We start from the raw sequence: 21,075 nt of genomic DNA, 5'->3' as shown, positions 1-21,075 counted from the left end.
CAGCTCGCTTCCCGCGCTCGACTTGCATGTATTAGGCACGCCGCCAGCGTTCGTCCTGAGCCAGGATCAAACTCTCCATAAAAGTTGAAGTTTGACTTGCTCATTTGCACACCGAATGTGCTTGTTTGAATTCCTTCTATATATAATAGAAAGAATATCTTGACGTACTGGTTGGTTCGTTCAGTTTTCAAAGATCAAATTGTGTGTCGCTCAAAACAGCGACTCAACTATTGTAACATTTCAGTTATTAACTGTCAACAACTTTTTTGAAATGTTTTTTTGGTTTGTTGCCATGTCGTTTTTGCGACTTAACTAATATATCACGGTTTTATTGATGAAGTCAATAACTTTTTGTGATATTTTATTTGGCTTGTTTGTGCGTTGCTTTCTCTTAACGCGACAAATAATAATTTACCACGGTATTTCATTTTAATCAAGAGCATTCTTAATAAAAAACTATTCTGACGAATCAGTCGGACATGATGTGTGTAATAAAAAAAGGCCCCCCTGTTATGAAGGGGCCCCTTACTATTCCTACAGTTTACGATTCACGGTTTCTCATTTGAGGGAACAGTAACACGTCTCTTATAGAAGGAGAGTCCGTTAGCAGCATGACCAGACGATCAATACCAATACCCAGACCACCTGTTGGAGGCATACCGTACTCTAGAGCTTCGATGAAATCATTATCCATCATATGCGCTTCATCGTTTCCTTCTTCACGCTCTTTCAACTGAGCTTCAAAACGTTCGCGTTGATCAATCGGATCATTCAGCTCGGAGAAGGCATTAGCGTGTTCTCTTCCAACAATAAATAGTTCGAAACGATCCGTGAAACGACCATCTTCCGGGTTTTGTTTCGCAAGTGGAGAGATCTCAAGCGGGTGACCATAAATGAAGGTCGGTTGAATCAATTTCTCTTCAACACACTGCTCGAAGAATTCGTTCACGATGTGACCGAATGTCATCGTATCTTTTATTTCGATGTTGTGTTCTTTAGCTAATTCTTTGGCTCTCTCATCAGACATCGTTTCCCAGAAGTCCACGCCTGTGTATTCTTTAATGGCATCAACCATGTGTAGACGAGTCCACTCTGGTTTAAGGTCGATTTCTTGTTCATTGTACGTGACGGTTGTCGACCCTAATACTTCCTCTGCAATGTGAGCCACCATGTTTTCCGTTAAGTCCATCACATCGTGGTAGTCAGCATAGGCTTCGTATAGTTCAAGCATTGTAAATTCAGGGTTATGTCGTGTAGACACTCCCTCGTTACGGAAGACGCGTCCAATTTCATAAACCTTCTCCATGCCACCCACAATCAATCTTTTCAGGTGAAGCTCAATAGCGATACGCATGTAAAGCTGCATATCTAAAGCGTTATGGTGAGTGATGAATGGACGAGCAGAAGCTCCTCCTGGAATTCCATGCATTAGAGGTGTTTCTACTTCTAAGAAACCTAATCCATCTAGGTAACGACGCATAGATTGTATGATTTTACTTCTAGTGATGAACGTATCACGGCTACCAGGGTTTGTGATAAGGTCCAAATAACGTTGACGATATCGTTGCTCCACATCCTGCAATCCGTGAAACTTCTCTGGGAGTGGACGTAGAGACTTGGTCAGCAGGTGAAATTCTCCAGCTTTAACGGATAGTTCTCCTACGTTCGTCTTGAACATGACACCTGTTACACCGACGATGTCACCTAAATCCGCCGTCTTAAATACTTCATAAGCTTCTTCACCAATTTCGTCTTTACGAACGTACAACTGGATCTGGCCACTTACATCTTGGATATGAGTAAAACCGGCTTTCCCTTTTCCTCGCTTTGTCATGATACGACCAGCAACCGTAGCTGGGATTTGCTTTTCTTCTAGCTCGTCCTTACTGAACGCATCATACTTCTCGACTAGGTCTTCGGACAAGTTTGTTCGTTCGAACTTACTACCAAAAGGATCCATTCCTTGCTCTCGGTAAGAATTCAATTTATCTCGACGCACCTGCATTTGCTCATTGAGTTCTTCTGACATTTCAATCACTCCATTCTCTGATCTATAATTAATTTTTTCCGCTTCAATAATAAAAACTGCCAGCTGAAGACTGGCAGTAAGCTATCTATGCATTAGTATAGAAAAGTCCTTAAGTCGTGTCAACGATCAAGGATATTTTATAAGGTGGACCACCTATTCTTCTGAACCGTTTGGATAATAAAAAAATCGCTACGGGAGATTTTCTACGATTAGTTCATTTTAAATCTCCCCCCATACACGCATGCTCCTCACTTCTTCGTCAGGCAAACCATCCAAGATTTCCTGAGCCGTTTGGTGCAGCGCAGGAATTTGAATGGTTGGGGCAACATCAACAAGAGGAACCATAACAAAAGCACGTTCATGCATATGAGGGTGGGGAACCGTGAGATGTTCTTTTGTCATATGCTCGTCATCAAAGAGCAAAATGTCTAGATCTATCGTTCGTGGCCCCCACTCTACGATTCTTTTTCGCCCGAGCTCCTGTTCAATTTGTTGGCATTGATCGAGAAGTTGGTCAGCAGATAGACTCGTCTCTACTTGAACGACCATATTCAAAAAGTCTTGTTGATCCACATACCCCACCGGTTCGGTTTCATACACCGATGACCGTTTGCTGACCCGAATCGCCTCATGTCCATCCAGCAGATCGATGGCTTCCGACAGATACTCTTCTCTTTTGGAGAGGTTAGATCCTAATGCTACAAAAGCCGTACTCATGAATGCCGACTCCTAGAAATTTCAATGGCTACCGATTTATAATGCCCGGGAATCGGAGGATCTGGCTTGTACACCTTCAGATGGCATGCCTCCAAAATCGAAAACTCTTGAAGTAGCTTACCTGCGAGCTTTTCAGCTACCGTTTCGACTAACGCGTAGGCCTCACCTTCTACCACAGTTTTTGTCACTTCATAGACAGCACCATAATCAATGGACTTCGTCATATCATCGGATGCCGCCGCAGGCTTTAGATCCAACTCTAACTGAGCATCTACATAGAAACGTTGCCCTAATTTATTTTCTTCAGGGAAGAGTCCGTGATATCCCCAGAATTCCATTTGATTCAAATGAATTTTATCCATTGTTCGTTTCACCCTTTCCTAACATTGCATCCATCATTTTCGTCATCCGCACCATCGGTTTCACATCATGCACCCGAACGATTTGCACACCTTGAGAGATGGCGTAACAAACGGTAGCCCCTGTTCCCTCAATCCGGTCATCCTTAGGTAGATCCAAAACCTTTCCAATAAATGATTTACGGCTGCTACCAAGTAAGAGGGGGTAGCCTAACTCATGAAACTCACTAAGGTTACGCATCACAAATAGGTTGTCTTCTGCTGTTTTCGCAAACCCTATACCGGGATCAAGGATAATATTTTCGTTTTTCACACCGGATTGTTCTGCAATCAGGATGCTTTCTCTCAAATCGGCCTTCATGTCCTCAATCAAGGAACTATAGTCTTTCTTAGGCCGGTTTTGCATGAGGATCATCGGAACTCCGCAGCGGGCTGCCACCTTCGCGATGGCTGGCTCAGCTTTCGCTCCCCAGATATCATTGATGATGGAGGCTCCGGCTGCAGTCGCTTGACTGGCTACCTCAGCCTTGAATGTATCAATAGATATCGGGATATCTACAGCTTTTTTTACGGCTTTTATGATCGGAATCACGCGATCGATCTCTTCCCTCTCGGAAATGGGATCATGGCCTGGTCGTGTCGATTCACCACCGATATCTATGATATGCGCCCCGTCACGCTCCATTTGTATGGCTTGATTCACTGCCGCATCGACATTGTTGTAAAGCCCACCGTCAGAAAAAGAGTCTGGTGTTACATTCAGTATTCCCATCACAAGGGTTTGTTTCGATAAATCATATGTTTTTTCTTCCGTTTTCAATAAATGTCCCATCTCGCCCGACCCTCTCTCCATATAAACTTCTCCCTACATCTTACAACATTTGCACGGAACAATCATGTATCAGGAGTTATACGCTTTCAGTTATGGCAAGATCAAACGTTGAAAGGCGAATTCCCATAAGAGAATACATACTGATTCCATTCACTGCTATTATTTTCTACGTAAAAAAGCACCCTTCACAAGAAGGGTGCTTAATCCGATGTACGATTATTCCTCGTCGTCGAATTGGTAAAGAGGAGTAGAAAGGTAGCGTTCACCGTTACTCGGAATTATGGCTACGACTTTCTTTCCTTTTCCTAATTTTTTAGCGACCTGTTTCGCTACGTGAATGGCTGACCCGGATGAGATCCCGCCAAGGATTCCATCTTTTCTAGCGGCTTCACGTGCTGCAGCGAAAGAGTCTTCTTTAGACACTTGATACACTTCATCATAAATCTCTGTATTAAGGATCCCTGGAACAAACCCGGCTCCAATACCTTGGATTTTATGAGGGCCTGGGTCACCTCCAGATAAAACCGGGGAACCGTCCGGCTCGATCGCAACGATATGAATATCCGGATAACGTTCCTTCAGCACCTTACCAGCACCTGTGATAGTACCGCCTGTGCCGATCCCTGCTACAAAGGCGTCTAGTTGATCACCCATTTGCTCAACGATTTCAGGTCCTGTTGTTTTTTCGTGAATGAGAGGGTTCGCTTCATTGTTGAACTGCTGAGGCATAAAGTAATCATGTTTCGCTTGAAGTTCCGCCGCTTTCTTAATGGCGCCTTTCATCCCTTCGCTTCCAGGGGTAAGAACAAGGTCAGCTCCATAAGCTCTCAATAGATTACGACGTTCTTGGCTCATCGTATCAGGCATGACCAAGATCGATTTGTACCCTTTAGCGGCTGCAATCATCGCGACCCCGATCCCCGTATTCCCACTTGTTGGTTCGATGATGGTATCGCCTTCCTTAAGCTCGCCGGATTTCTCAGCTTCTTCCACCATAGAAAGCGCAATACGATCCTTTACGGAGCTTCCTGGGTTCATGTACTCTAGTTTCAGATAAATATCAGCACTATCTTCATCAGCGCTTCTGTTCAATTTCACCATAGGGGTTTGACCCACGAGTTCACTTACATTGTTCACTACTCTCATTATCTCACTCCTAAAACCAAGTATTTTTATAGGATTTAACTTCAATGTACTGAACCTTCACCCAATTGTCAAACAATTCAATATCCTACTTTTACTGTTCCCATTATAAAAAAAGCGAAACAAGTTCTCCCTTCCACGAAGAACTGTTCCGCTTTTATTATATCAATTCATATCAGCTGTGATGATTACTTTGTTTCGCCAGATTGTAGTTCTTGTAATTGCTCTACATCGAATTGGTAATCTTCGTTACAGAAGTGGCATTTCGCTTCTGCCCCTTGATCTTCTTCGATCATGCGCTGGATTTCTTCATCTCCAAGACTTGCAATCGCTGTTTCCACACGTTCACGAGAACAATGGCACTGGAATTGCACAGGCATCGTATCTAGAACTCGTACATTTTCTTCTCCAAGAACGGTATGAAGGATTTGTTCCGGTGTCTTCCCGTCCCGAACGAGCCCAGAAATTCCTTGCATGTTCGTAAGGCGCTTCTCAATTTCAGACGTTGTTTCTTCATCTGCGCCCGGCATCATTTGGATGATAAATCCACCAGCGGCACCAATAGTATAATCCGTATCCACAATGACACCTGCTCCAACGGCAGAAGGCACTTGTTCGGAGTTTGCGAAATAATACGTGAAATCTTCACTGATTTCGCCAGATACTAATGGAACTTGTCCCGTGAAATGATCCCTCATACCGAGATCCTTCACGACACTCAGCGTTCCTGCTGTTCCAACCGCACGTGCTACGTCTAGTTTGCCCTGCTCGTTGGATTCAAAGTCCACATGAGGATTTTTAATATAACCGCGAACCTCTCCGTTTGAAGTGGCATCGGCAATGATGGCACCTGCTGGACCATCGCCTTCGATTTTGATCGTCAACTTATCATCGCCTTTTAACATAGCTCCCATCATGGAACTGATCGTTAACGTTCGACCTAAAGCAGCGGATGTTGTCACCCACGTGTCTTGCCTGCGTCGTGCCTCTTCTACTGTTTCGGTTGACTGTACAGCATAGGCACGTACTTGGCCATCAAATGCCATCGCGCGTACTAAATAATCTGACATGCTTATCATTCTCCTTTAAAGGTATCTTTTTCTTTATTTCGTTGATAGATCTTATGAAGACCTTTAAGTGTAAGATATGGATCGACACGGTCGATCATACTGGATTGATCCGCAATTAACGAGGCTAAGCCACCGGTCGCAATGACCGTTGGTGTCTGATCAGACGTCTCCTTCATGCGACGTACCACCTCATCCACTTGGCCTACATATCCATAGAAAACGCCTGACTGCATCGCTTCTACTGTACTTTGCCCAATGACATGGTCTGGATTTTTTATTTCGATTTTAGGAAGCTTCGCAGCTTTCGCATAAAGAGCTTCCATTGAGATATTTATTCCCGGGGCAATGGCACCACCTAAATACTCGCCTTGTTCATTAATATAGCAATACGTCGTTGCCGTACCGAAATCGATGATGACAAGGGGTAAAGAATATTCCCCGATCGCTCCTACAGCATTCACAATTCTGTCGGCTCCAATCTCTTCAGGGTTAGGGTACTGCATAGGTAACCCATGGTCCACCGTTCCGTCTCCGATAATCATTGGTTTCTTCTTGAAATAATAACGGGACATGCGATCGAGCGCAAACATAATCGGAGGGACGACAGAAGAGATAATCACACCGTCCATATCTTCAAAGTGTAATCCTTCATGGTCGAATAGCGACTTAACTAACATCCCGAATTCATCTTCAGTCTTATGGCGATCGGTTTTGATTCGCCACTGGTATTTTAACTCTTGGCGATCAAAAACGCCAAGGACAGTATTGGTATTTCCCACATCAAGGACAAAATTCATTGTTCCCGCCTCCTGTGCCATTTGCTTCGGCTACCATCATATCACAATTATCTGGATGAATCTCAACAGATAAACTTGAAAACGCAGAAAACCACACCGCCTGTCAAAGGGTGGGTGTGGCTTTCTTACGAATTCATAAGGTTGTGACACGAGTCTCGCGTTCACTTAAGAACGACGGTTGTCAGAATCGGAGTCGGAATCGTCTTGATTCGTAGATTCGTTTTCTTCCTCAGTTGCTGAAGTAGAATTTTCCGTAGCCTCGTTTTCTTCCGTCTGCTCTTCTTCCTTGGACTGAATATTTACACGAACATCCTCATCGTGGTTAGAAGATGTGTTGTTTTTGATTTTTGCGTTGTGTTCACGAGCTAGTTCTTCTAATTCTTCGTCTGTCGGTAAACGTCCTTTGTCGAATAGTGAACGGATTTGAGTCGCATCCAATGTTTCAACATCAAGCAACGTCTTCGCAACAAGCTCGAGTTTATCTTTGTTTTCAGTCAGAATCGTTTTCGCACGGTCGTAACAGTACTGAATGAAGTTTTGAACTTCCTGATCAATTTCGTAAGCGATTTGATCACTGTAGTTCTGTTCATTCTGAATGTCGCGACCCAGGAAGACTTGACCACCAGAGTTGGATCCGAATTGAAGCGGTCCGAGCTTCTCACTCATCCCGTATTCGGTAACCATCTTACGGGCAATACCCGTTGCACGTTGGAAGTCGTTATGAGCACCTGTACTCACTTCGCCAAAGATAATTTCCTCAGCAACACGACCACCTAGGAGGCCGGTAATCTTATCGAACAATTCAGGCTTCGTCATGAAGTAACGGTCTTCTTTCGGAAGCATCACGGCGTAACCACCAGCTTGACCACGTGGTACGATGGTTACTTTGTGTACCATATCGGCATCATCCAAGACCATACCGATTACGGTGTGTCCACTTTCGTGGTGAGCTACAATATCGCGCTCTTTCTTCGAAATCACACGGCTCTTCTTCGCTGGTCCTGCAATGACACGATCGATCGCCTCATCTACATCGTCCATATCGACTTTACTCTTATCTCCACGAGCAGCAACTAAGGCCGCTTCGTTCAATAAGTTTTCTAAGTCTGCACCAGAGAAACCTGGTGTACGAAGAGCAATGGTTTTCAAATCGACATTTTCAGAAAGCGGTTTGTTCTTAGCGTGTACGGCAAGTACCGCTTCACGACCTTTGACATCCGGGCGGTCGACTGTGATTTGACGGTCGAAACGTCCAGGACGAAGAAGGGCAGGGTCAAGAATATCAGGGCGGTTTGTCGCCGCGATGATGATGATTCCTTCATTGACACCGAAGCCATCCATTTCCACTAGGAGTTGGTTAAGTGTTTGTTCACGCTCATCGTGACCTCCACCTAATCCTGCACCACGTTGACGTCCTACGGCATCAATCTCATCGATAAAGATGATCCCTGGTGCGTTCTTTTTCGCATTTTCGAATAAATCACGTACACGAGAAGCACCAACACCGACGAACATCTCAACGAAGTCCGAACCACTGATTGAGAAGAACGGAACGCCAGCTTCGCCAGCCACCGCGCGGGCCAGCAATGTTTTACCTGTACCAGGAGGCCCTACTAGGAGGACACCCTTCGGAATACGGGCTCCGACAGCAGAGAACTTACGAGGGTCCTTCAAGAAGTCGACAACCTCGACCAGTTCTTGCTTCTCCTCATCTGCTCCGGCTACGTCTTTAAAGCGTACTTTCTTCTTCTCTTCTGTGTACATCTTCGCTTTACTCTTACCGAAGTTCATGACACGACTTCCGCCGCCCTGAGATTGGTTAAGTAAGAAGAAGAACAGAATGAAGATAATAATGAACGGGATGATCGATGTTAAAAACGTCACCCATGCGCTAGGCTGTTGTTCCTCAGCTACATCAAGAATACTTTGTTCCGTAGCGGTTTGCGTCACGTTCGAAATGACTTGCTCATTCTGAGGGAGTTTCGCTGTAAACATCCCTTCACCTTCATCAGCATTCGCCAATTGACCGGTGACCTGAATCACCCCATTGACAGGCTGTATCGTCATTTCTTCGATTTGACCGTTGTTTAATCTATCATAAAACTCGTTTACATTTAATTCTTGTTGTGGCTCACCTTGACCTCTAAATAGACCGACGACGCCGATAACTACGAGGAAGATAAGTAAATAAAATATAGTGTTACGAAATATCCGGTTCATTGCCTACCTCCTCCCAAGCGAGAAAAACTATAGTAAATAGTATCATACCAAAAACTGACCACACAACTAATTACCCTTAAAAGCGAAAGCTTGAAACCTGTATCGACAGATTGCTTTCTATCCTCCATACACTTCCGGCTTCAGTACACCGATGTATGGAAGGTTACGATATTTCTCTTCATAATCTAATCCGTACCCGACCACAAACTCATCTGGTACTTCAAAGCCAATTGTATCAGCTTTGATATTGGCACTTCGGCCTGTCGGTTTGTCCAAAAGCGTTACAATCTTGATGCTCTTCGCTCCACGGTATTTGAATAAATCAACAAGATAGCTGAGCGTGAGACCACTATCGATGATATCCTCAATAATGAGAATGTCGCGCCCTTCTACTTTCGTGTCCAAGTCTTTGACGATTTTCACTTCGCCCGAAGACTCCATTCCTCCGTGATAGCTGGAAACGTCCATGAAGTCCATCTCCAAGTGTGTTTCGACTCGCTTTAACAAGTCGGCCATGAAAGGTGTAGCTCCCTTTAATACTCCGATGGCTAGCGGAAAACGATCTTGATATTCTTCTGTCAGCTGCGCGCCCATATCTTTGCACTTTTGCTGGATTTCTTCTTCAGAAATCAAGACCTTCTCAATTTCATTATGCATGTTTGCTCCTCCTACGTGTCTGCTTTATTTTCATAATGTAACCGAAGCCATAAACCTGGCTCCCCCACTGTACATTCTCCACCTTTTTTCAGCCCTACTAACCATAGAATCTCACCGCGGCTGTCTATCACAATCGGCCACCTATCGCGAGCGCGAGCAGAAACTTTTTGATCAATAAAAATATCTTTCACTTTTTTCGATCCATTCATTCCTCTTACCCGCATTCGGTCTCCGTTGCGCCTTGTTCGAACCGCTAGAGGAAGTTTTACGTGATGAGAATCACAAACAAACACGTGTGATCCTTCACTTTTGCACTCCTCGCTCCATTCGGCTGACAGTAAATCACCGTTTGGCAATTCTATCGTTTCACCGATCGGTAGCGGCTGATGGAACGCCGTATTGAAATCTTCCTGTTGAAAGGATAGCATCATGTCGTCGTAGGCTCGAACGATGGTTAAACCCCGAGGGAAGTGAAGTTCTGCATTCGGTTTGGTTTCATTTAAAAAGCTGAAAAACATCTCCTCATGCAAATAGGAAATATCTTCAGTGTTGTTGATATACAGATAGTTCAATATTAGATGAAAGGCACTCCTTTGTAAAGCAAGCGGGAATGTTTTGAAAGTTTCAATTGAGAATTGTGCCGATTTTCGTAACTCTTTAGAAAATTGGACGATTCCCAGTACCTCTTCCGCCTGTTTCTTTATGTAAGATTGATCCTCACGCACTCGTTCACTCATGGCCTGCATGTGTTGATGGAGCTTGGGATTTTCACCTTTCACAAAGGGGATGACATGCTTACGAAACGCATTCCTTCTATATTCTGTATCTTCATTGGAGGGATCCGTTCTCGGTGCAATCAAGTATTGACTATTGTACGCCTGTATTTCGCTTTTAGACACGCAGAGGAGCGGCCTTACCAATCTACCAGTTGCGAAAGGACGTGAAACCGGAATCCCTCGTACCGCTTCAGGCCTTACATTTCTGACCATTTGCATCATCATCGTCTCAATCTGGTCGTCCCCATGATGACCAGTCATTAAGACGTCGGCGGCGAAATCATTCATTTGTTTCGCCAGAAATTCATATCTAAGGTGTCGGGCCGCTTCTTGTGTTCCCAGAGCTTTCTCCTTCTTATACGAAGCGACATCTACAGTGGTTCCAACAAATTTAATGCCCCACTCTTCACACGTCCGCTTCACATAGGCAAAGTCTTCGGCAGAATCCTCTCCGCGCAGTCCATGGTCAACGGAAACGGCGATAAGTCGTATCGCCCACTTCTCCTTCGCCTTGTTCATCAAGTGTAATAAAGCCATAGAATCAGGACCACCTGAAACGGCGACAATCACGGTTTGATGACGATCAATCAATTGGTGCTTTGTCATGAACGAATGGACAACCTGATCCATCTGAATGTTCACTCCTGTTCAAAATCTGCGTTGTTTATTTCTTCCTTCCATCGTACCACTCTTCACAGGTTCTGCAAAAGAATACACTTACAACCAGAAACTATATAAAGAGATCCCTAAAAAAGCCGCCACTAACGCAGATAATGTCAGCATTTCCGCATAGTCTGAAGAAGCGGTAGCCGTCTTCCTTTGTGCTCTCGTCTTCGGGTGAACGGGTTTCGCTTGCGATCGTTTCAACATCCCCTTCGATAAAGCTTCCTTCATTTCTGTAGCGGACGTGAACTTTCCTTGCCAGCATTGAAGGAGGAATGTTCGATATGGCTTCAGCCAAACCGAGGAATGGACGCGGTTTTCTAGTGTCTTCCTTGGATGTGCCCCCTTTTCGAACCTGTGCGGATACGCCATCTCCATCATGATCATCGTGACAGCGAATAAATCATAAGTGGGTTCTGCTTTCCTCGTCCCCATCCCCCAATATCCGCGGTCATAAAATTCTGTGTATTCCTTAATCGCTCGGCCAATGGCTGTGACCCCACCTACATCAATCCACCTCACTCTTGTTTTAGACATAAGCAAGTTATCCGTTTTTAAATCTCCGAACACATAGCCCGCTTTATGAAGGTGCTCCAAATGGGTAAGCAACTGAATCGCGCACACACCGATCCAATCCTTTGTTTTCCCTTTTAAAAAAGCCTGCATGGATAAGCCATCAATATATTCCATGACATAGAAAGGGTAGGTGACTTGGTTTGCAGCCACCCAGTCATCAACGTCAACAAAATAAGGCCCAAGCTGCACACCTTGGACCTTGCTGAATTTCTTTAACATATTCACTTCCAGCATCATCCGCGCACTATCTGTACCGACTTTTAGGGCATACGTATCCCCTTGGTCATTCTTGCATAAATAAACCGTTCCACATGCGCCGCTCCCTAGACGGCGAATGATGGAATAGTTTCTTCCGCTCCATTTTCCTCGCACACTTGTCCCTGGGTATAACTTAGAATCCGGTTTCTTCATATGGATCGACTCCATCTTGCATGCTGCGCATCGGTCTCTCTGTAAATGCGTACAGTGCTTGCTTCAACGCAGGACCGGTCGGTGTGTATCCGCCGCTCGACAATTTGGAAAACACACGATGGATTTCACCGAGCTCTGGTGTCCAATCGATCATTTTTTTAATGGTATGTTTGGCATCAGGAAAAGCAAACACGCTAAAGTGGTTGGACCCAGAGCGTGCATTTAAACTCAAGGAAAGATCGTAAAGAGCATCTTTCACTGTAGGAAGTTTATGATGCATGCTGGCACTCGTGTCCACGAGCACGAGTACTTCCAGGTCACACGTCTCACCTAAGTCGTCTACTACTTCCACGACTTCCCCCCGTTTCTCTGGAGGTAATTCTTCGATGGATTGACCTTTTCCTAGGATTTGTTGCAATTCTTTATTAACGACTCCTTGAATCGTTTGAGTCATGGCTTGTCTCGTAACCATCTGCACGGTTTGGGACAAACTTTTCTGATACACAATTTGACTGACGCCTCCACCTGCTTCAGCAATTGATTCTACTTCATCAAGCCCCTGTGGCTTGCTATCTTGAAGGTCGTCAAGAACGCCAATCACATTGACCGTTACCCCCTGATTTCTTGCAAGAGCAGCTACTGCAATCGGGTCTTCTCCATGGTTCGAGCATCCATCGGTTAATAAAAGAATTTGTTTTATTCGGCCTGGTTTCATTGTCGTCATCCCTCCTGTTTCATTGTCTCCATCATCGCCGAATTAGGAGGAGATTATACGCATGTCAGGCCTCTTTTTTATCAGTAGGAATCGATGACCACTCTGGCATATAGCGATCGATTCGAGCGACGAGGATGGTCATGTCATCATCTATCGCCCCAGCTCTCGTTCGAATGACTTCTTCCAATAGTAAGTCCGCCACCTCCTGTGGATCATCGCTTGAAACCTCCCGGATTTTCCGTTTCAACCACACCTCCACATTCTCGATATGTTTCGGTCCTTCAAATAACCCATCGCTCATCATAATCAAGAGATCACCCGCTTTTAACTGCTCGCTTGTCATATCTACATCCACTTCAGGAATGATACCCATCGGCAAATTTCCTGACTCGACAGTAAAGATCTGATTCCCCCTTCTGATAAAACTTGGTGTGCTTCCGACTTTAATAAACTTAGACGTCGCCTGATGAAGATCGATCACCGCGAGATCTAAGGTCGAAAAGATTTCATCGTTCGTTCTGAGCGAAAGGATGGAGTTAATCGATTGGATCGCGACAGACTCTTGGATGCCTGACTGTAAAATTTGTTTCAAAAGCCGCAGCGTTTCCATGCTCTCTTCATGAGCACGAACACCATTCCCCATCCCATCACTGATGGCGAGAGCGTACTTCCCTCTCCCAAGCTCCATCATCGTGAAGCTATCCCCTGATATGAACCCTCCTCCTTTAGCTGCATGAGCAACTCCTGATTCGATGGCATAATGCTTCGCCGATCCGAATGTTAAATAACATCTCCCGCTCGGGTACGGTGAAATCTCTTCCATCGTGACGACGATCGTTTCGCCTAATATATCAGATAGAACAGGCGCAATGATTTTGGCTCCTTCTCCCCTGTAATTTTCGATTTCCACAATCAGCTCCAAATCCATATTGCCTGAATCGAGCGAATATATCTCCAGTTTCTGGATCACCATCCCCATTCGTTCAAGCGCATGATAAATGACTTGCTCCTTCTCCTCGTGATGTTCGCGCTCTTTCACAATTTCTTTGGCAAAATTATTCATGACTTCTGAAACACCCTGGAGTTGTTCCGCTACGAACCTGCGACTCTCCAACACCTGTTTCTTCAATTGTTTATTCGCATGGTAGAAGGACAACTCATGATTCATCGTATCGATCAACTTCTGTGATTTGACGCAATGTTGATCCACATTCTTTCTTGTAACCCTAGTCGGTTCGCCCCTTTCATCTAATTCCATCATGAGATCTGTCATCATTTCGTGTGTATCATCAAACCGATTCACCCAACATTTTTCTTTCTTGAAACACGATTGGCACGTTTTTTCCGTAACATGGCTTAAAAAGTAGTCAATTTCCTCAGCATGTTCCTCCCCTTGTTCTCTCGTCACTTCTAAATGACTAAAGCTTTTAGATAACGCTTGAAAGACGTCCGAAAACTTCCCCACTCGGACAGCCGTGACGTCCCGTACCTTCTGTAAGTATTTCTGCTGCTCATATTGGTGTTCATCTGTACCAGGCACATGCCTGGATATCCTCCTCACCCATGAATTCGGAGTCAATACAAAGAGAACGACCGCCCACGCCGTTGCCCATAAAGAAGATGGCAAATAGGCCCCGTTACTCACGTAGAACCCGATCAGTAACGTGCCGACTATAAGACCTGCACTCACCCCCACCTTTTTTCCCTCTTTTAATAACCCTCCGAGCAACCCTGAAAAGGCAAGAAGACTCATTTGATAGACGTGTTCCATATTCGATAAACTCAACACCAAGCCTGTTACGACACCTACCGTTGATCCAATAGCTGCCCCGGCAATGTAGGCTAGTAAAATAACTAAGTACCTTGCAAATATATCAACAACCGCCACACCAGAAATCTCCCATCCGATCATGCCGGTCAGTACCGAGGCCAATAAAATGATCAGGCAGACGATTTCTTCATTTTTCAGTGTCGGTTGATATCTTTGTGGTGATAAAAGCGGAATGCTCTGCATAAAGATTAAAACAAGAATAAAACTTAAGACACCTTCGGCAAGCATCAACGTAATTTCGTAGAGCTGCCACCGATCGAGTAACGCTAAGCTTACCGTTCTCGGAATGATACTTGCCGATAATGCAAGAAGTGGCAGCCATCTCTGGGGGTGACTTATTTTGTACAGCCCCAGACTTAAGAGCAAAAAAGTTGCCGATGACCCCACTACGAAACCCGCGTGTCCATAACTATATGTAGACGCACCAGCCGCCATCATAATCGTCACGGGAATGACCAACGGACGCTTCAACCACCAAATGACAGCCAAGAAGGCAACCCCGAACGGTGCCATGGATGATAAAATGATGGCTCGTCCTAGTAGTAACGAAAGGACCATATGAAAGATCCCCTTTTCCATCATCAATGTATAAAACCCTGTCGATACTTTTTGCATCCCTCTTTGAAATCCTGACTGCTTCACGACTTGCTGATCCTCACGCTTGGTCAATGCTTGTAACATGTTTATCACTCCTTCTCCCTGTTGAAATCTATTAAACCACATGCAAACGAAGCATTTTGTCAAAACAACAGGAGAGGCGAAACAAAAGTTTCGATGCTTTTCTCACCTCCATGAACCGTTTCTACAAATTCTCCCCCACCAAGGTACGTATGCACCCAAAATTCACGGTAATCCCCTAGCGAAAAAGACAGACTACTCTGATATTTTTATTTTTTGTTGACACTTTTTTTATCATGGTGTACTATATTTCTTGTGCCTTTCAGAAAGCACATTAAACAAATGGCGGTGTAGCTCAGCTGGCTAGAGCGTACGGTTCATACCCGTGAGGTCGGGGGTTCGATCCCCTCCGCCGCTACCATATTTTCTTAGTCTTACATAAAGGCCCGTTGGTCAAGTGGTTAAGACACCGCCCTTTCACGGCGGTATCACGGGTTCGAATCCCGTACGGGTCATCGAAAACATTCTTGTCCTAAAAAAACGCTTCTCTCAAATATTTGAGAGAAGCGTTTTTTTGTGCATTCCTTTCCTTTTTCTTAAATATTATCTTCCAACACCCCCCACTCTTTCTAGCATAGCGGCCCCAAACACATGATCTTTCATTATCAAAGGAAAGAAAGAACCTTATTCTATACTGATTGGTTTTACATATGTAAAGGTAGGGAATTTGTTTCTTGTATTCAACAGAAGGAAGGAAGAATAGAATGATAAAACAGAAAAATAGAACGATGTTGTTGTTTGCAGGAATAGGTGTGGCCATTTCTTTTCTTATTCATTTGATTTCTCGCACTATGCCAATGAATAATATGGGAGGATCCGCCTCCTATGTCGATTTATACACCCCTTACCTATATGTCGCACTTGCCCTCCCCGTTGTCCTCTTCATCACAAGTCTCTTCATATATAAATCGAATCCATCGAGTACGAAATTACCATGGGTCATGAGCATGACCTTTACGTTTATCAGCTTGGCCATGATTGTGAACGGTGAAGGAATGGTCGTGTACCATTTTTCCATTTTTCTAGTGGTTGCACTGATTGCCTTTTATGATCGAATCGATCTAATCAGTCTGATGACGGCGATTTTTGCCCTTTTCCATTTAGGCGCCATGTTCATCGGTACAGAATTTTTATATGGATCATCTGACTACACATGGTTCATGTTCTCTCTTCACGCTTTTTATCTTGTTCTCACGAGTGCCGGAACATCCTATCAAATTGTTTTGAAGAATCATCATACGCGAGCGCTTGAAAAAGCGAATGAAGAAAAAGAGGAAAACCTTTCGAAAATGTTCCGGGAGATGAACCAGATGGCGAACGCTGTCCACCGAACCGTTGATGAGTTAGAAGGCGATTCCCATAAAGCCTCTGAGGCGTATCACGAAGTCACCGCGTTATTAAAGGAGCGAAACACACATACGGATCGTCAAGTAGCAGAAGCAGAGCATAACGCCTTATTCATCTCTGAAATCCAATCAGCTATTGAACAAATCGATCGCAGCATTGAAGTGGTATCTTCTCAAGCCCAAGACACCTCTCAAGAGACGGTGCATATACAACAGCGGGTCGAGTCCATCGCCTCCAACATGCATCAAACGGAATCAAGCATTGGCGAAACCAATCAGAGTCTCGTGCAATTACGTTCACGTTCCAATGAAATCGGCGGCATAACGGAAGAGATTTCTAAAATCACAGAGAGCACCAATTTACTTGCACTGAACGCATCGATTGAAGCAGCAAGAGCGGGTGAACACGGAAAAGGCTTTAGCGTTGTGGCCGATGAGGTCAGGAAGTTGGCTTCGCAATCAGAAGAAGCAACGAAGCGAATCCTTACCATCATCCAATCCATTCTAGAAGATATCCAGAAAGCAAGTGACTCTTCTACAGTGAGCGTCAAACAAGTCGAACATAACCGCGAACAACTAAAACAGATGGCCGAGGTGTTTGAAACATTACAATCGAAGTCACGGGACGTCGAACACAGGACACATGAAGTCCGTTCCGCTTCCCAAGAGTTGTTATCGAGCACTCAATCCATTACGGAGACCTTCGACACGCTCGTTGAGTTTACGAAACAAGCCAAAACTCAAAACAAACAGGTACTGGAATCCTCTCAATTTCAACATAAATCAATGGAGCGTATGTTCACAAACGTACAATCCCTGACCGAGTTGACGACGCACTTGAATACACTGATCAAATCAATGAATAATGGAACGAGCAAGGTAAGTGAGATACACGAAGATCGGACCCCTTTGACGAAGGTTGGGTAGAGGATAGACATGCAAAAGCGCTTTGCATGTCTTTTGTTTGCTTTTGTAGAATATTAGGTCCACTCGAGTTCATATATTGAAAGGTAGCGCAGCTATCCAACAATTTGAAATGAGGTGATATAACTTGGTGTCAGATTATCCGATCACATATGATTATATCGACTCCAAGTGGCGTCAACGTCCAGGTGGCAACCGATTACCACGGTACGGGGTGGCGCATGATACCGGAAACCCCGGTTCTACAGCTAGACAAAATGTGAACTACTTCAACCGCCAGAATTTGAGTTCATCAGCGCATGCCTTTGTTGATGACCGAGAAATTATCGTGATGATCCCTTTTACGGAAAAAGCGTACCATGTCCGATATGACGTTTCAGATGCCAACGACTGGGCGATCGGCATCGAGCTTTGTTACGGGGGGCAAATCAACTTCAAGGAAGCTTACAAGCGCTATGTATGGCTATGGGCTTATCTATGTAACCGATTCAACTTCAATCCAAGAACACAAATCAAAGGACACTATATGCTGGACCCGACTCGAAGATCCGATCCGATTAACGCGTTCTCTAAAAACCAAATCACGTGGAACCAATTTATTAACGATGTCCAGAAGAGGGTAGGTCAACCGATCATGACGGCTCCTACGACCATCATCCTTCGGGAGGGAGATCGAGGGGAAAATGTAACCGAAGTTCAAAGACAGCTCTCCTATTTAGGCTACTACAAGGACAGCATTGACGGGAGTTTTGGACCAAATACGAGAAATGCCGTCATTCAATTCCAACGCGAACAGAACCTCATTGTTGATGGGATTGTCGGTCCTATGACATTCGGGGCTTTAAACGATGCGTACGAAAATAAAGAATCCAAAGAACCCTTGCAACGAGGCGACCAAGGTACACGTGTCGAGACTCTACAAAGGCAATTAACGTCACTCGGGTACACCCCTGGTCCCCTAGACGGTCGTTTCGGTCCGCAAACCGAGTCAGCAGTTCGCGCCTTCCAAAGGGATCAAGGCCTCGCTATAGATGGCAGCTTTGGTCCGCTTACGATGGCAGCATTAAACAATGCTCTAACATCTCATGCAGCGAGTGAGGATGCGCCATCAGTCCCCAAACCATCGCCCGCAAACGAAACGTTGTATCGGGTTCAAGTTGGTGTTTTCGAAAGTGAACGAAACGCCCAAGAATTAGCAAGTAAAGTACGAGGACAGGGTTTTGATGTGACAGTCATTCCTTTTCCAAAAGCTGATCCATAATCTTCTTCTCTATTCGAGAATGTACCGTGTTAGACAAACAAAGAAGCAGACCCTTATAAAGGATCTGCTTCTTTTTATTTAAACGTGCATCTTTTACTCATTGTCCTAGACAGCAAGTTTATCCTCTTTTTGCACCACGACCCCCACGCTTAGATTCCGTGTGCTTCTTCAATGATGTTAAGCGTTCTTCACTATCCTTCATAAAACGGTTCATCTTTTGTTCGAACGATTCAGCCGGTTTACGAGGCTTAGGCGGGCGACGATTCTGGTTCTCTTTTGCTTTCTTGATGGACAAACCGATCTTTCCATCATCTCCGACATTGATGACTTTCACTTCTACCTGGTCGCCCTGGCTTAGGTGATCATTGATGTCTTTTACGTAGTTATCGGCAACTTCACTAATGTGAACAAGCCCTGTCTTCCCATCAGGAAGCTCTACGAATGCTCCGAAATTAGTGATTCCCGTTACCTTACCCTGCAGCTTGCTGCCTACTTCAATTGACATAAAAAAAATGCTCCTCCTTAAAAGTTTCGATAAATAGCCTTCTTATATATTATATATAAGCTTTGAAAAGGGTGTCAATATAATGGATCCTCATTTGGCATTTTAAAGATAATTTCGCCTTCTTTTGAGAAGAAGTAGTTGGTTCTTGCAATTTGCAGGACATACTCTTCATTATTCAAAAGCTCAATCTCTTCCTCTAAATCCTTTTCCTCTTTCTTCAAAGCGTCCATCTCAACTTGTAACTGCTCATACTGCTCATGTTTTTGTGCGTAAATGGATTGTTGTTTTACGTGATAGATTACCATGGAGCCTACGACGATCATCACCAATAGGGCAAACATAACAAGACGGCGAACCAAACGTTTCTTCTTACGTTGGTGTCGTTCGACATAAGCATCGTAGTGCTGCATGTATGTAGAATCCAAGCGTGCTACCGACTTCGATTGCTTCTTTGCCATGGGTGTGTACGGCCTCCTTTTCTATGGAATCATCTGTTTTTCCATTGAGTTATTGTATTCTTTATTTTATCCCAAAACCCTGCCAAATACCTTAAGTAATTTTTCGCATTTTTCGGCAGTAATCGCCAAAAACCTATTAGAATGAGGCGAATAGGATAAATTATGACAAGAAACAATAAATATATACCCTTTAAAACTATCCTATAAACTACCAGAAGTAAAGAAGAAATCAGAATGACTAGCGTTCTTATCGGCCAAACAATGAAATAGTAGCCCAGCTTCTTCAATACTCCAAGCACAGATGTCATGATGCTTATACTTTTTTCCAACAACTTCAAATATACTCTTTGTAGGAGTGACCGATACATGGCAAATCCGCAGATGACGGCTATGAACACATAAATCCGAAGCTCACCGTAGTTCGCTAAATAAAGCAAATAAAAAAGAAAAGCGGCCTGACAAAGCCAGAAGCCGAGTTGATAGACGATTTCAAACCAACTTTTCTTGTTTCTTTTATAAAAAAAACGCTCAAACGTATCGAATGCTGCCCCGACGATGATGCCACCACCGATCATCGAAAGGATGGTGACAAATTGTGTCGTGAGCGTCATTTGAACAGCTTGCTAAAGAGACCTTTAGCTTTTTCCCCTTGGTGCTCGTCCAGGTAGGTCATTTCATACATCTTCCCTTTAATAGAGACAACACCCGAGTCCAAATCCAAGTTCTTCATTTGCAAATTGTTTCCACGAATGACGAGGTACCCCATCGACGTCTGCAAAAGGAACTCTTCGCTATCGAAGCTGTCGACCTCTTTTACGCCAGAGATTTCTATGTTGCGTCTATTCCACACTTTCACATTGTGTTCGACCTGCTGTTGACTGCGCATCGTATGGTTTTTATCATAACTTTCCATTAGTTACAGCCCCCTTCTCTGTACAAGCTATGAGAATAGAGAGGCTTTTAGAACGATAAAAGTGTGAGTGAGATGAGTTCATAGGCTTATGAATATGACCGCTGGGTGAGGGAAGCTCTCGACGGTTTTAGCCGTTTAACTCTTTCAAAAGCGCTTAGAGGAGCCTACTCTCCTCACTTCATTACAGAAAGGCT

The 21,075-nt window shown here is 44.4% G+C and carries 19 protein-coding genes, 2 tRNA genes and 1 rRNA gene; 4 read left to right on the top strand and 18 right to left on the bottom strand.

Features of this window, described 5'->3' with window-relative positions; translation table 11 throughout:
- The 14 genes from H0266_RS19260 to spoIIE form a co-directional block, all read right to left on the bottom strand.
- Positions 1–82, bottom strand: a 16S ribosomal RNA gene (locus tag H0266_RS19260); the annotation flags it as partial.
- A gap of 459 nt (positions 83–541) precedes the next feature.
- Positions 542–2,029 (bottom strand): lysine--tRNA ligase, encoded by a 1,488-nt coding sequence (gene lysS, locus H0266_RS19255; protein WP_181474068.1) that lies wholly within the window; start codon positions 2,027–2,029, stop codon positions 542–544.
- A gap of 219 nt (positions 2,030–2,248) precedes the next feature.
- Positions 2,249–2,746 carry a 2-amino-4-hydroxy-6-hydroxymethyldihydropteridine diphosphokinase gene (gene folK / locus H0266_RS19250; RefSeq protein WP_181474067.1) on the bottom strand — a complete coding sequence of 166 codons (498 nt, stop codon included), beginning with the start codon at positions 2,744–2,746 and terminating at the stop codon, positions 2,249–2,251.
- Positions 2,743–3,108 (bottom strand): dihydroneopterin aldolase, encoded by a 366-nt coding sequence (gene folB / locus H0266_RS19245; RefSeq protein WP_181474066.1) that lies wholly within the window; start codon positions 3,106–3,108, stop codon positions 2,743–2,745. Before folB ends, folK begins: the two co-directional genes overlap by 4 nt.
- On the bottom strand, positions 3,101–3,958 hold the full coding sequence (gene folP / locus H0266_RS19240) for a dihydropteroate synthase (RefSeq protein ID WP_246364283.1): 858 nt from the start codon (positions 3,956–3,958) through the stop codon (positions 3,101–3,103). Before folP ends, folB begins: the two co-directional genes overlap by 8 nt.
- A 195-nt stretch (positions 3,959–4,153) precedes the next feature.
- Positions 4,154–5,086, bottom strand: a complete 933-nt coding sequence (gene cysK, locus H0266_RS19235) for a cysteine synthase A (protein WP_181474072.1) — start codon at positions 5,084–5,086, stop codon at positions 4,154–4,156.
- A gap of 182 nt (positions 5,087–5,268) precedes the next feature.
- Positions 5,269–6,150, bottom strand: coding sequence for an Hsp33 family molecular chaperone HslO (gene hslO, locus H0266_RS19230; RefSeq protein WP_181474065.1), 882 nt, complete (start codon positions 6,148–6,150; stop codon positions 5,269–5,271).
- Positions 6,151–6,155: 5 nt separating this feature from the next.
- Positions 6,156–6,947 (bottom strand): type III pantothenate kinase, encoded by a 792-nt coding sequence (locus H0266_RS19225; RefSeq protein WP_181474064.1) that lies wholly within the window; start codon positions 6,945–6,947, stop codon positions 6,156–6,158.
- 165 nt (positions 6,948–7,112) lie between these two features.
- Entirely contained in the window at positions 7,113–9,167 is a 2,055-nt protein-coding gene (ftsH, locus tag H0266_RS19220) for an ATP-dependent zinc metalloprotease FtsH (RefSeq protein ID WP_181474063.1), read from the bottom strand.
- 117 nt (positions 9,168–9,284) lie between these two features.
- Entirely contained in the window at positions 9,285–9,824 is a 540-nt protein-coding gene (gene hpt, locus H0266_RS19215) for a hypoxanthine phosphoribosyltransferase (protein WP_181474062.1), read from the bottom strand.
- Positions 9,825–9,835: 11 nt separating this feature from the next.
- A complete protein-coding gene (gene tilS, locus H0266_RS19210) occupies positions 9,836–11,242 on the bottom strand; it encodes a tRNA lysidine(34) synthetase TilS (RefSeq protein ID WP_343063349.1) in 1,407 nt (468 codons plus the stop codon).
- Between the two features lie 75 nt (positions 11,243–11,317).
- Positions 11,318–12,250: a protein kinase domain-containing protein gene (locus H0266_RS19205; protein ID WP_181474061.1), complete on the bottom strand. Its 933-nt coding sequence runs from the start codon at positions 12,248–12,250 to the stop codon at positions 11,318–11,320.
- On the bottom strand, positions 12,231–12,965 hold the full coding sequence (locus tag H0266_RS19200; protein WP_181474060.1) for a vWA domain-containing protein: 735 nt from the start codon (positions 12,963–12,965) through the stop codon (positions 12,231–12,233). The genes H0266_RS19205 and H0266_RS19200 overlap by 20 nt, the downstream gene beginning before the upstream one ends.
- 64 nt (positions 12,966–13,029) lie before the next feature.
- Positions 13,030–15,477 (bottom strand): stage II sporulation protein E, encoded by a 2,448-nt coding sequence (gene spoIIE, locus H0266_RS19195; RefSeq protein ID WP_181474059.1) that lies wholly within the window; start codon positions 15,475–15,477, stop codon positions 13,030–13,032.
- Between the two features lie 281 nt (positions 15,478–15,758).
- Between spoIIE and H0266_RS19190 the strand changes: the two genes are divergently transcribed.
- The 4 genes from H0266_RS19190 to H0266_RS19175 all read left to right on the top strand — a co-directional run bounded on the left by H0266_RS19190 (position 15,759) and on the right by H0266_RS19175 (position 19,005).
- Positions 15,759–15,835: transfer RNA gene (locus tag H0266_RS19190), tRNA-Met, on the top strand.
- Between the two features lie 22 nt (positions 15,836–15,857).
- Positions 15,858–15,929: transfer RNA gene (locus tag H0266_RS19185), tRNA-Glu, on the top strand.
- 249 nt (positions 15,930–16,178) lie between these two features.
- Positions 16,179–17,747, top strand: coding sequence for a methyl-accepting chemotaxis protein (locus tag H0266_RS19180; RefSeq protein ID WP_181474058.1), 1,569 nt, complete (start codon positions 16,179–16,181; stop codon positions 17,745–17,747).
- A 127-nt stretch (positions 17,748–17,874) separates the two neighbouring features.
- A complete protein-coding gene (locus H0266_RS19175; protein WP_181474057.1) occupies positions 17,875–19,005 on the top strand; it encodes a peptidoglycan-binding protein in 1,131 nt (376 codons plus the stop codon).
- A gap of 118 nt (positions 19,006–19,123) precedes the next feature.
- Here the strand turns inward: H0266_RS19175 and H0266_RS19170 are convergent, their stop codons facing one another.
- From H0266_RS19170 to yabP, 4 genes are all read right to left on the bottom strand, one after another.
- Entirely contained in the window at positions 19,124–19,510 is a 387-nt protein-coding gene (locus H0266_RS19170) for a S1 domain-containing RNA-binding protein (RefSeq protein ID WP_181474056.1), read from the bottom strand.
- A gap of 74 nt (positions 19,511–19,584) precedes the next feature.
- Entirely contained in the window at positions 19,585–19,968 is a 384-nt protein-coding gene (locus H0266_RS19165; protein WP_181474055.1) for a septum formation initiator family protein, read from the bottom strand.
- Positions 19,969–19,997: 29 nt separating this feature from the next.
- On the bottom strand, positions 19,998–20,579 hold the full coding sequence (yabQ, locus tag H0266_RS19160) for a spore cortex biosynthesis protein YabQ (RefSeq protein ID WP_181474054.1): 582 nt from the start codon (positions 20,577–20,579) through the stop codon (positions 19,998–20,000).
- The gene (yabP, locus tag H0266_RS19155; RefSeq protein WP_181474070.1) at positions 20,576–20,854 is read right to left on the bottom strand and encodes a sporulation protein YabP; all 279 of its coding nucleotides are present in this window, start codon (positions 20,852–20,854) and stop codon (positions 20,576–20,578) included. The genes yabQ and yabP overlap by 4 nt, the downstream gene beginning before the upstream one ends.
- Positions 20,855–21,075 lie beyond the last annotated feature (221 nt).

The sequence above is a fragment of the Halobacillus locisalis genome (assembly GCF_013694105.1).
Classification (GTDB): Bacteria; Bacillota; Bacilli; order Bacillales; family Halobacillaceae; genus Halobacillus; species Halobacillus locisalis.
Note: the sequence above shows the minus strand (reverse complement) of the source record. Positions and strands in the feature narration are given on the sequence as shown.

Bases quoted from the DNA above. Each gene is read 5' to 3' on its own strand.
- H0266_RS19225 (WP_181474064.1), bottom strand. From the start codon at position 6,947: ATGAATTTTGTCCTTGATGTGGGAAATACCAATACTGTCCTTGGCGTT.
- lysS (WP_181474068.1), bottom strand. From the start codon at position 2,029: ATGTCAGAAGAACTCAATGAGCAAATGCAGGTGCGTCGAGATAAATTG.
- folK (WP_181474067.1), bottom strand. From the start codon at position 2,746: ATGAGTACGGCTTTTGTAGCATTAGGATCTAACCTCTCCAAAAGAGAA.
- yabP (WP_181474070.1), bottom strand. From the start codon at position 20,854: ATGCGCAGTCAACAGCAGGTCGAACACAATGTGAAAGTGTGGAATAGA.
- hpt (WP_181474062.1), bottom strand. From the start codon at position 9,824: ATGCATAATGAAATTGAGAAGGTCTTGATTTCTGAAGAAGAAATCCAG.
- hslO (WP_181474065.1), bottom strand. From the start codon at position 6,150: ATGTCAGATTATTTAGTACGCGCGATGGCATTTGATGGCCAAGTACGT.
- folP (WP_246364283.1), bottom strand. From the start codon at position 3,958: ATGGAGAGAGGGTCGGGCGAGATGGGACATTTATTGAAAACGGAAGAA.
- H0266_RS19200 (WP_181474060.1), bottom strand. From the start codon at position 12,965: ATGAAACCAGGCCGAATAAAACAAATTCTTTTATTAACCGATGGATGC.
- yabQ (WP_181474054.1), bottom strand. From the start codon at position 20,579: ATGACGCTCACGACACAATTTGTCACCATCCTTTCGATGATCGGTGGT.
- ftsH (WP_181474063.1), bottom strand. From the start codon at position 9,167: ATGAACCGGATATTTCGTAACACTATATTTTATTTACTTATCTTCCTC.
- H0266_RS19165 (WP_181474055.1), bottom strand. From the start codon at position 19,968: ATGGCAAAGAAGCAATCGAAGTCGGTAGCACGCTTGGATTCTACATAC.
- H0266_RS19170 (WP_181474056.1), bottom strand. From the start codon at position 19,510: ATGTCAATTGAAGTAGGCAGCAAGCTGCAGGGTAAGGTAACGGGAATC.
- H0266_RS19180 (WP_181474058.1), top strand. From the start codon at position 16,179: ATGATAAAACAGAAAAATAGAACGATGTTGTTGTTTGCAGGAATAGGT.
- spoIIE (WP_181474059.1), bottom strand. From the start codon at position 15,477: ATGTTACAAGCATTGACCAAGCGTGAGGATCAGCAAGTCGTGAAGCAG.
- folB (WP_181474066.1), bottom strand. From the start codon at position 3,108: ATGGATAAAATTCATTTGAATCAAATGGAATTCTGGGGATATCACGGA.
- H0266_RS19205 (WP_181474061.1), bottom strand. From the start codon at position 12,250: ATGAAGAAACCGGATTCTAAGTTATACCCAGGGACAAGTGTGCGAGGA.